Origin of the sequence: Micromonospora sp. NPDC051296 (genome assembly GCF_040682255.1) — a bacterium.
GTDB lineage: Bacteria > Actinomycetota > Actinomycetes > Mycobacteriales > Micromonosporaceae > Micromonospora > Micromonospora craterilacus.
Genome location: NZ_JBFBAO010000285.1, coordinates 1 through 9,223 on the forward strand (window position 1 = coordinate 1; position 9,223 = coordinate 9,223).

7 protein-coding genes and 1 pseudogene are annotated in these 9,223 nt (G+C 73.3%); 4 read left to right on the forward strand and 4 right to left on the reverse strand.

All coding sequences use genetic code 11. The annotated features are described in order from the left end of the window. A partial coding sequence (locus tag AB0M52_RS24945) for an ABC transporter substrate-binding protein (RefSeq protein ID WP_363958171.1) occupies nucleotides 1–748 on the reverse strand: 748 nt, incomplete at its 3' end. Between the two features lie 394 nt (nucleotides 749–1,142). Between AB0M52_RS24945 and AB0M52_RS24950 the strand changes: the two genes are divergently transcribed. Next, nucleotides 1,143–2,162 (forward strand): LacI family DNA-binding transcriptional regulator, encoded by a 1,020-nt coding sequence (locus AB0M52_RS24950; RefSeq protein WP_363958174.1) that lies wholly within the window; start codon nucleotides 1,143–1,145, stop codon nucleotides 2,160–2,162. 22 nt (nucleotides 2,163–2,184) lie between these two features. Here AB0M52_RS24950 and AB0M52_RS24955 read toward each other — a convergent pair whose 3' ends face one another. Further along, nucleotides 2,185–4,485: a bifunctional diguanylate cyclase/phosphodiesterase gene (locus AB0M52_RS24955; RefSeq protein WP_363958177.1), complete on the reverse strand. Its 2,301-nt coding sequence runs from the start codon at nucleotides 4,483–4,485 to the stop codon at nucleotides 2,185–2,187. A 204-nt stretch (nucleotides 4,486–4,689) separates the two neighbouring features. Between AB0M52_RS24955 and AB0M52_RS24960 the strand changes: the two genes are divergently transcribed. After that, nucleotides 4,690–5,067, forward strand: a complete 378-nt coding sequence (locus AB0M52_RS24960; protein WP_363958180.1) for a PH domain-containing protein — start codon at nucleotides 4,690–4,692, stop codon at nucleotides 5,065–5,067. Here AB0M52_RS24960 and AB0M52_RS24965 read toward each other — a convergent pair. Further along, nucleotides 5,061–5,987, reverse strand: a complete 927-nt coding sequence (locus tag AB0M52_RS24965; protein ID WP_363958183.1) for a 2-hydroxyacid dehydrogenase — start codon at nucleotides 5,985–5,987, stop codon at nucleotides 5,061–5,063. The genes AB0M52_RS24960 and AB0M52_RS24965 overlap by 7 nt on opposite strands. Before the next feature lie 97 nt (nucleotides 5,988–6,084). Here AB0M52_RS24965 and AB0M52_RS24970 point away from each other — a divergent pair, with 97 nt between their 5' ends. Further along, a complete protein-coding gene (locus AB0M52_RS24970; protein ID WP_363958186.1) occupies nucleotides 6,085–7,251 on the forward strand; it encodes a PQQ-dependent sugar dehydrogenase in 1,167 nt (388 codons plus the stop codon). 66 nt (nucleotides 7,252–7,317) lie between these two features. Continuing rightward, nucleotides 7,318–8,904, forward strand: coding sequence for a metallophosphoesterase (locus tag AB0M52_RS24975; RefSeq protein ID WP_363958189.1), 1,587 nt, complete (start codon nucleotides 7,318–7,320; stop codon nucleotides 8,902–8,904). Nucleotides 8,905–8,919: 15 nt separating this feature from the next. Here AB0M52_RS24975 and AB0M52_RS24980 read toward each other — a convergent pair. Then, a pseudogene (locus AB0M52_RS24980) lies at nucleotides 8,920–9,223 on the reverse strand (pyruvate dehydrogenase); the annotation flags it as partial.

The following is a 9,223-nucleotide window of genomic DNA, read 5'->3' on the forward strand; positions in this document are numbered from 1 at the left end:
TCGCGGAGAGCCCGGCGTCGGCCGCCTTGACCGCGTAGTCGAAGGCGACCCTGGGGCCACCCTCCATCTGGAGCTGTTCGTTCTGGTCGTAGAAGCCCACCTGCTGCTGGCCGAGGATCGGGTTGAACAGGTTGGTCGCGTTGTCGATGAACTTCTTCTTCGTCTTGGCGGTGTACTGCTGGCCGACCTCCAGGAACTTCTCCCAGCTGGGCCAGAGCGCGGAGACCTGGTCGCGCTCGGTGGGCAGGCCGGCGGCGGAGAACAGGTCGGTGCGGTAGCACATGGCCAGGCCGCCGACGTCGGTGCCGAGGCCGATCTGGGTCCGGCCGTCGGCCGACAGCGACTGCTTCCACTTCCACGGCAGGTAGTTCGTCTCGTACTTGCCGGCACCGGAGTCGAGCAGGTTGACGAACTGGTCGGCCTGGCTGCGGAACTGGACCATGAAGCCCTCGTCGATGGCCGCGATGTCGGGCGCGCCCGAGCCGGCGATCAGCTTCTTCTGCAGGTCCTCGTGCTGGGCGTTGTACTCACCCGAGTTGAGGGCGATCTTGACGTTCTTGTGCTCCGCCTCGTACTTCGCCTTGAGGTCCTGTAGGCCGAAGTCGCCCCAGAAGTTGATTTTGAGGGTGACCTCGCCGTCACCGCCGGAGCCACCTGTGGTGCTCCGCCCGCTGCACGCGACGACCAGCGAGCCGACCACCAGACCCACGGCTGCGACCCGCAGCCAACGAGGCGTAGACCGTTTCATGACCCATCCTCCGAGACCATTGGGAACGCTCCCGAGATCGAGATACGTTGACTGAACCGGATAAGTGAGGCCACCGTACGGGCGCGCTCCCATGGTGTCAACGGCGGGTTAACGGCGTGGCCAACCCGTAACCTGACGACAGCGCCATCCGCGTGAAACCGCCTGACATGCCGCTCTCCCGAGCAGCTCAGGGCGGCCATGCCGACGATGGGGCGAGCCTCCGCCCGGTCGGCAGCGCGTAGACTGAACCGAGCAAGTTGCGGCGACCGGGGTGTCCGCCTCGCCGCGAACGGCCCGCGCCCGGTCAGGAGCGGGCGACGGGTAGCGTGTCCAGCGCCGCTCGGGCAGCCGCGCGGTGCCCGGTCGACGGAACGGTTCGGGAGGAAGTACGCCGGTGAAGCGGCCCACGATCGCGGATGTCGCCCGGCGGGCGGGGGTTTCCAAGGGCGCGGTGTCGTACGCGCTCAACGGCCAGCCGGGCGTCTCCGAGGCGACCCGGCAGCGCATCCTCGCCATCGCCGCCGAGATCGGGTTCAGCCCGAGCAGTGCGGCCCGGGCGCTGTCCGGCGCGACTGCCCGGGCGATCGGGCTGATCCTCGCCCGACCGGCCCAGACGCTCGGCATCGAACCGTTCTTCATGGAGCTGATCAGCGGCGTCGAGGCGGAACTGTCCGCCCGGTCGTACGCGCTGACCCTCCAGGTGGTGGCCGACCAGAGCGCCGAGATCGCGGTCTACCGGCGGTGGTGGGGTGAACGGCGGGTCGACGGGGTCCTCGTTTGCGATCTGCGCACCGACGACCGGCGGGTGCCGGTGCTGGAGGAACTTGGCCTGCCCGCCGTGGTGATCGGCGGGCCGGCCGGCACCGGCCGACTGGCCAGCGTCTGGTCGAACGACGCGGCGGCGCTGGTGGAGACCGTGGAGTACCTGTACGCCCTGGGGCACCGGCGGATCGCCCGGGTCGGCGGCCTGCCCGACCTGCTGCACACCGCGATCCGGACGCAGGCGTTCACCGAGGTGTGTCAACGCCTCGGCCTGGCCGAAGCGGTCACCGCCTCCTCCGACTACACCGGCGAGGAGGGCGCTCGGGCGACCCGGCGGCTGCTCAGTTCCCGCGTCCGCCCCACCGCGGTGATCTACGACAACGACGTGATGGCGATCGCCGGGTTGTCGGTCGCCCAGGAGATGGGCCTCGCGGTCCCCGGCGATCTGTCCATCGTGGCCTGGGACGATTCCCCGCTGTGCCGGCTGGTGCACCCGCCGCTGACCGCGCTCGGCCGGGACATCCCGGCCTATGGCGCGCACGCCGCCCGGCAGCTGCTACAGGTGATCGAGGGAGCCCCGGCGATCGAGCTGCAGGACGAGACCGCGCACCTGACCCCGCGAGGCAGCACCGGCCCACCCCGTAACCGGTGAACCGGTTAAGCAGATCTCGCGGTCACCGGGGCGTGGAGGGAAACTCCTCGAAGTACGCCTCGACCCGTTCCGCGGTCGCCGGTCGGGCCAGCTCGTACCCCTGGCCGTAGTGGCAGCCGGCCCGGAGCGCCCCGTCGACCTGGTGGGCGGATTCCAGTTCCTCGGCCACCACCTCCAGGCCAAGCCGGTCGGCGACGGTGACCACCACGTCCAGCAGGGGGCGGTGCGGGTCGCCGCTCGCCACGACCACCTCCGGCCCGACCTTGAGCAGGTCGATCGGCAGTCGCCGGAGCTGGGCGAGCGAGGCGTGCTCGGCGCGGAAGTCGTCCAGGGCGGTCCGGATGCCCATCGAGCGCAGCCCGGCCAGCCGCGCCACCACGGTCGGCAACTCGGCGGCCACCCGCGGCTCGGCGACCTCGACCACCAGCTGGTCCGGCCCCACCCCGTACGCCTCCAGCACGGCCGCCGTGCGGGGCACGAAATCCGGTGAGGTCAGCTCGCGGGTGGTGACGTTGATCGACATCCACAGCCGCCGACCGCCGACGGACCAGTCCGCCAGCTGCCGGCAGGCCCGGTCCAGCACCCAGGCGCCCAACTCGCCCACGATGTCGAGATCCTCGGCCACCGGCAGCAGCTCCGCCGGGAACACCGTGCCGAGCACCGGACTACGCCAGCGCAGCAGCGCCTCCGCACCGACCGGCGACCGGTCGGCGAGCGCGAGCACCGGCTGGTAGACCAGGTCCAGCTCGCCCCGGGCGACCGCACCGGGCAGCTCCCGCTCCAGATCCAGCCGGCGGACCAGCTGCTCCTCCAGGTACGCGTCGTACCACTCGACCCGGTCCCGGCCGAGCTGGGCCGCGCGCCGCCGGGCCAGGTCCGCCTGGCGCAGCAGATCCTCCGGCCGGCCGTGGGCCAGTTCGGCGAGGCCGACACTGGCCCGTGACCGCAGCACCGCCCCCGACACCTCGTAGGGGCGCCCGAGCGCGGTGAGCAGCTGGGTGCCCAGCGCGTAGGCCAGCACCGGCCCCGCCGCGGTGACCACCGCGAGCCCGCTCCCGGGCAGGTCGAACACCTCGTCGTCGTCGCCCGTCACGGCCCGGGCCCGACGGACGGCCTCGGCCGCCACGTCGTCGCGCACCGACACCCCGGGCAGCTCGGTGAGGTGAAGGTCGACCACCAGCAGCGCACCGGCCGCCGGTGCCGGCCGCACCGCCAGGGCCCGCAGCAGTTCGGCCCGACCGGTCGGCACATCGCCGTCGACGGTCACCGGAGCCGTCGGGGATGGCGGGGCATCCGGGACCCGCAGGGCATCCGAAGGCATACTCCGCTCCGCCGCGCCACTGAGCAGTTCGCGCGCCACCAACGCGGGCACCGCGGCGAGCGCGAGCAGCACTGTGGTCTGATCCGGCAGGTGACCGGCCTGCAACTCGTGGACTTCGGTCAGCACCACCGCGACCGCCGGGACCACCGTCCGCGGCCAGACCGGCGTGGTCGGCCGTGACGCTTCGGCTTCGGCCCGCACCACGCGCCGCATCCCGGCGGCGATCAGCAACACGCCGACCACCAGCGGGGGTACGGCCAGCAGCGCCGCCCGCCCGGCGGCCGGACCGGCCGGTAGCGCGGCCAGCAGCACCAGGGCGAGCATGGTCAACGCCGCACCGGCCCGGGAGCGGGCTTCGCCGGTGTTCGAGTGCACCCCGGTCAGCACGGTCAGCGTGCCGACGGCCAGCACGCCCAGGGCCACCGCCACGGCCAGCCTCGCCGGTCCCGCCACACCGGCGTACGGCAGCAGCAGCCAGCCGACGAGCGTCAGGCAGAACCCGGGCGCGACGCCGTCGAGCAGCTGGCGCAGCCATACCCGGGCCGGCGGACGCGGCGGGTAGGGCAGGCTGAGCAGGCCGAGGCCGAGCAGGGCGGTGGTGCCGGCGAGGCCGGCGACGGCCGCGGCCGCCCGGTACCCGGCGGAGGCCAGCGGCAGCACCGCCGCGGTGAGGCCGGCGGTCACCACTGCGGCGTGCAGCAGGGCGGCGGCCCGGCGAGGTCGGGTCGCCCGGCGGCGGGCCAGCCGGCCGCCGGCGGGATCGACGGGTGGCGCATCGGGGCCGAGGGTCAGCCGGGACAGGCGCACGCCGGCCAGCGTGGCGCCGGCCGCACCGGCGAGCGCCACCACACCAAGGGCCGGCACCGGCCCGGTGGCACCGACGACGACCAGCACGGCGACCACCGCGAGGACGCAGGCTTCCGGCAGCATCGGACGGTGGACGGTGGTACGGGACGGAATGGCGCGGAACGCGGTGGCTCGGAACACAGACGCGACGGGCACGACATTCGCCTTCGTGAGGGGGCACGGGGGCGGTGCGGCGGTACGCGGACGGCGAACATGATGGTCCGCCGCCCACCACCGGTGAACGAGTCAGCCGACGAGCAGTGACGACCACCGGACAGTGAGCCAGGTCACGCTCGTTGCCTGCGGGCGGCCGGGACAACCCGGTGCGAACCGTCCCCGCCCTGGTGGGATCATCGGGAGATGGCTCGCTCCGACACCGCGCGATTCCGGCACCACCAGGCCATCCTGGCTGCGGCGATCGTCGCCGCCCTCGGCGCCCTACCGCTGGCCAGCGCCCGCACGTACCTCCTGCCGGTGCTGCTGGTGCCGGTCGCGGTGGCGGTCTGGGCCTGGCGTGCCGGCACCGACGCGGACCCCCACGGGCTGCGCCTGCGGGCGCTGGCCGGCGAGCGCCGCATCCCCTGGGACCAGGTGGTCGAGCTGGGCTCCGATCCGCGTGGCCGGGCGGTCGCCCAGCTCGGTGACGGCCAGCGGCTGGTGCTGCCGGCGGTACGCCGCAATGACCTGCCGCGACTGGTGGCGGCGGCCGGGCGGGGCGAGGTCGAACCGGCTCAGTAGCCGTTCACCACCACGTTCTCGGGTTGCTCGCCGGCCGCGAACCGGCGGATCTGCTGGCCGACCAACCGGTACGCCCGCGGCAACAGGCCCCGCACCGACCCCGCCACATGCGGGGTGATCAACACGTTCGGCAGCTCCCAGAGCGGATGGTCGACGGGCAGCGGCTCCGGGTCGGTCACGTCCAGGGCGGCGGAGATCCGGCCGGTGGCCAGCTCGGCGACCAGCGCGTCGGTACGGGCCACCGGCCCCCGGGCGGCATTCACCAGCAGTGCCCCGTCGCGCATCGCGGCCAGGAACTTGTCGTCGACCAGCCCCCGGGTCTGTTCGGTCAGCGGCACCAGCAGCACCACGACGTCGGCCTGCGGCAGCAGTTCCGGCAGGTCCGCCACCCCGTGCACCCCCTGCTCGGGCCGGGCCGTGCGGGCCACCAGGGTGAACGTCACCTCGAACGGTGTGAGCCGGTCCCGCACCGCGGTGCCGATCGAGCCGGCGCCGACGATCAGCACCCGCTTGCCGGCCAGCTCGTCGGTAGGCGCCACCTCGTCGTAGGCCCACCGTCGCTCGGCCTGGGCGCGGGCCATCGCGGGGAAGGCGCGCAGCTGGGACAGGATCGCGGTGACCACCCACTCGGCGGTGGACGGGTCGTGCACGCCCCGGGCGTCGCAGAGCGTGACCCCCGGCGGGACACGACCGGCCCAGGCGTCCGCGCCGGCCGAGAGCAGCTGCACCACCGCCAGGTCGGGCAACTCGTGCAGCAGCGCCGTGGCGTTCGTGCCGGAGAGGAAGGGCGGCACCCAGAACCGGACGCCGGCCACCGGGGAGGGCAGATTCGTGGGGTCGGCCATCGTCTCGACGGTGACCTCCGCCGGCAGTTCGCCGAGCAGGGCGTGACCGGCCTCGTGCGGGATCCATACCTTCACGCTCGCCGACGATAGGCCCCCGCGATCGGTACCGCCGCCGGGGGTCGGCCCGCGTCGGCTGCCACGGCGGCGCCCGTAGCGGGCTACCCTGGGGCGGGTGAGCGCTCCTCCCCCGTACCCCCGCTCCCGTCGGGTCCGCACGGCCCTTGCGGCCTCCTGCGCGACGCTGCTGCTCGCCGCCACCGGTTGCAGCCTCGGCGAACCGGACCCGGATCCGGCCGGCGAGCCACCGAACCTGCCCACCCCCTCGGCCACCGCCAGCGCTGGCGACCAGGCGGTCGTCGCCACCGTGCTCGCCCGAGGGCTGCGGGTGCCGTGGGGCATCGCCTTCCTGCCCGACGGCGGCGCTCTGGTCACCGAACGCGACAGCGGCCGGATCCTCCAGGTCGGCCCGGAGTCGAGCCCGGACGGCCTGAAGATCACCGAGGTGCAGACCATCGACGGTGTGGCGGCCGGGGGCGAGGGCGGCCTGCTGGGGATCGCCGTGTCACCGGACTTCGCGCAGGACCGCACGGTCTTCGTCTACTACACCGCCGAGCGGGACAACCGGATCGCCCGGCTGCGACTCGGCGAGGCGCCCACCCCGATCCTCACCGGCATCCCCAAGGCGGGCATCCACAACGGCGGTGGCCTGGCGTTCGGCCCCGACGGGCAGCTCTACGCGAGCACCGGCGACGCCGGGGACACCGCCCAGTCGCAGGACGTCAAGCGGCTCGGCGGCAAGATCCTGCGGATCACCCCGGAGGGGAAGCCGGCTCCGGGCAACCCGTTCCCGAACTCCCCGGTCTGGTCCCTGGGCCACCGCAACGTGCAGGGCATCGCCTGGGACGGCGACCGGATGTACGCCGTCGAGTTCGGCCAGAACACCTGGGACGAGATCAACCAGATCACCAAGGGCAAGAACTACGGCTGGCCCGAGGTCGAGGGGCGCGGCGGCGACGAGAAGTACGCCGACCCGATCGTGCAGTGGTCGACCGACGAGGCGTCCTGCTCCGGGCTGGCGGCGGTCGAGCGGTTGCTGGCCACCGCCTGCCTGCGCGGCCAGCGCCTCTGGCTGGTCGAGCTGACCGACACCGGCACGGTGCTCGGGCAGCCCCAGGCGCTGCTGACCGAGCAGTACGGGCGGCTGCGCGCGATCGCCGCCGCGCCGGACGGCTCGCTCTGGGTGAGCACCTCCAACCATGACGGGCGGGGCCGGCCCGCACCGGAGGACGACCGGCTTCTACGACTTGTTTTCGCAGGTGGCGGAGCTGGGCGAAGCTGAGGCACTCTCGAAACACAACACCTCAGGTTTGCCAAGATCCTTCAGCGGGCAGGTCAGAATCTCAGCATGGACGGTCAGGAAAACGAGGAGCCGCGCCGCGACCGGGACGGGGACACCCCCGCCGGTCGCCCGCGCCGCTTCCCACCGCTGCGGCGCCCCGCCGCACAGCGCCGCGACGGGCGGCGGCAGCTCGGCGTGCGCCGAGCCGCCGTCGCCCTGGCCATCCTGGTCGTCACGCTGGCCGGGGTGCTCGCCGGCGTCATCGCCGGTGGGAACGTGGGCACCGACATCGGGCCGTTCCACGCCCGGCTGTCCGTTTCACCGGCGGCCAACGGCGGCACCACCGTCGACATCCCGCCGCTGGGCTCACTGCTGCTGGATAGCCACGACGGGCCGACCCACCTGACCGTGGAGCTGGGCGCACTGGACCAGGGCCGCGTCGAGGCCCTGATCGACGACCCGGCGAGCCTCAACCGGGCCACTCAGTCGGCGGTCGACGAGGTCCGGGACGGGGTGCTGCGGCTCGGGCTGCGTACGGTCGCGTCCGCCGTCCTGGCCACCCTGGTGCTGGCGCTGCTGGTCTTCCGGAACACCCGCCGGGCGGCCTGGGCCGGTGGGCTGGCACTGCTGATCACGGCGGGCAGTCTGGGCACCGCCGCGGCGACCATCCGCCCTCAGTCGATCGAGGAGCCCCGTTACGAGGGGTTGCTGGTCAACGCTCCGGCGATCGTCGGCGACGTGCAGAAGATCGCCAACGACTACACCCGGTACGCCGAGCAGCTCCAGCGTCTCCTGGGCAACGTCACCCAGCTCTACACCACCGTGTCGGCGCTGCCGGTCTACGAACCGGAGCCGGGCACCACCCGGGTGCTGCACATCTCCGACATGCACCTCAACCCGGCCGCCTGGCAGTTGATCCGGACCGTCACCGAGCAGTTCGGCATCGACGTGGTCATCGACACCGGCGACATCACCGACTGGGGCAGCGAGCCGGAGGCGTCCTACGTCGGCTCGATCAGCCTGCTCCGGAAGCCGTATGTCTACATCCGGGGCAACCACGACTCCAACCGGACGGCCGCGGCGGTGGCCCGCCAGCCGAACGCGATCGTGCTGGACAACACGACCACCACCGTCGCCGGGCTCACCATCGCCGGCATCGGCGACCCCCGCTTCACCCCGGACAAGAGCACCTCGCCGGCCAGCGGTGGGATCAACGACCCCACGGCGGACGAGCTGATCACCACGGGCGAAAAGCTCGCCGCCACGGTCCGCAGCTCACCGCAGCCGGTGAACATCGCGCTGGTGCACGACCCGGCCGCCGCCGGTCCGCTCTCCGGCACCTGCCCGCTCGTGCTCGCCGGGCACACCCACCGGCGGCAGATCGAGAAGCTGCCGGAGGTGCCGGGCCAGCAGCCCACCACGCTGATGGTGGAGGGCTCCACCGGTGGCGCCGGCCTGCGCGGGCTGGAGGGCGAGCAGCCGACCCCGCTGACGATGACCGTCCTCTACTTCGACCAGCAGAAGCAGCTTCAGGCGTACGACAACATCACGGTGGGCGGCACCGGCCAGGCGCAGGTGAACCTGGAACGCACCGTGGTGACCCAACCGGCGGCGGGCCCTCCCGCCCCGGTCACCCCCACCCCGACCCGCTGAACCCTGCTCGGCGGGTCAGCGGAGGACGAGGGCGGCGAGGGCGGCGTTGACGATGCTGCCGGGGAGCAGGTCGTGCAGGTCGTACAGCTCGGTGACGCTGCCGGACTGGCCGAACTCGTCCACCCCGAGGGGCACCGCCGGCGCGCCGACGGCGGAGCCGAGCCAGGCCATGGCGTGCGAGGCGGCGTCGTGCACGGTGACCACCGGCACCCGGTCGGCGAAGGCCGACCGCAGCGCGCCGGGCACGCTGGGCACGGTGGCGGTGCGTACGCCCTGCCGCAGGGTGCGCTGCCAGGCCCGGTACAGGCGGTCCAGGCTG

What these genes read in the sequence shown, in the direction of transcription:
- AB0M52_RS24960 (WP_363958180.1), top strand. Translation starts at nt 4,690, where the DNA reads ATGGCTCGCTCCGACACCGCGCGATTCCGGCACCACCAGGCCATCCTG.
- AB0M52_RS24975 (WP_363958189.1), top strand. Translation starts at nt 7,318, where the DNA reads ATGGACGGTCAGGAAAACGAGGAGCCGCGCCGCGACCGGGACGGGGAC.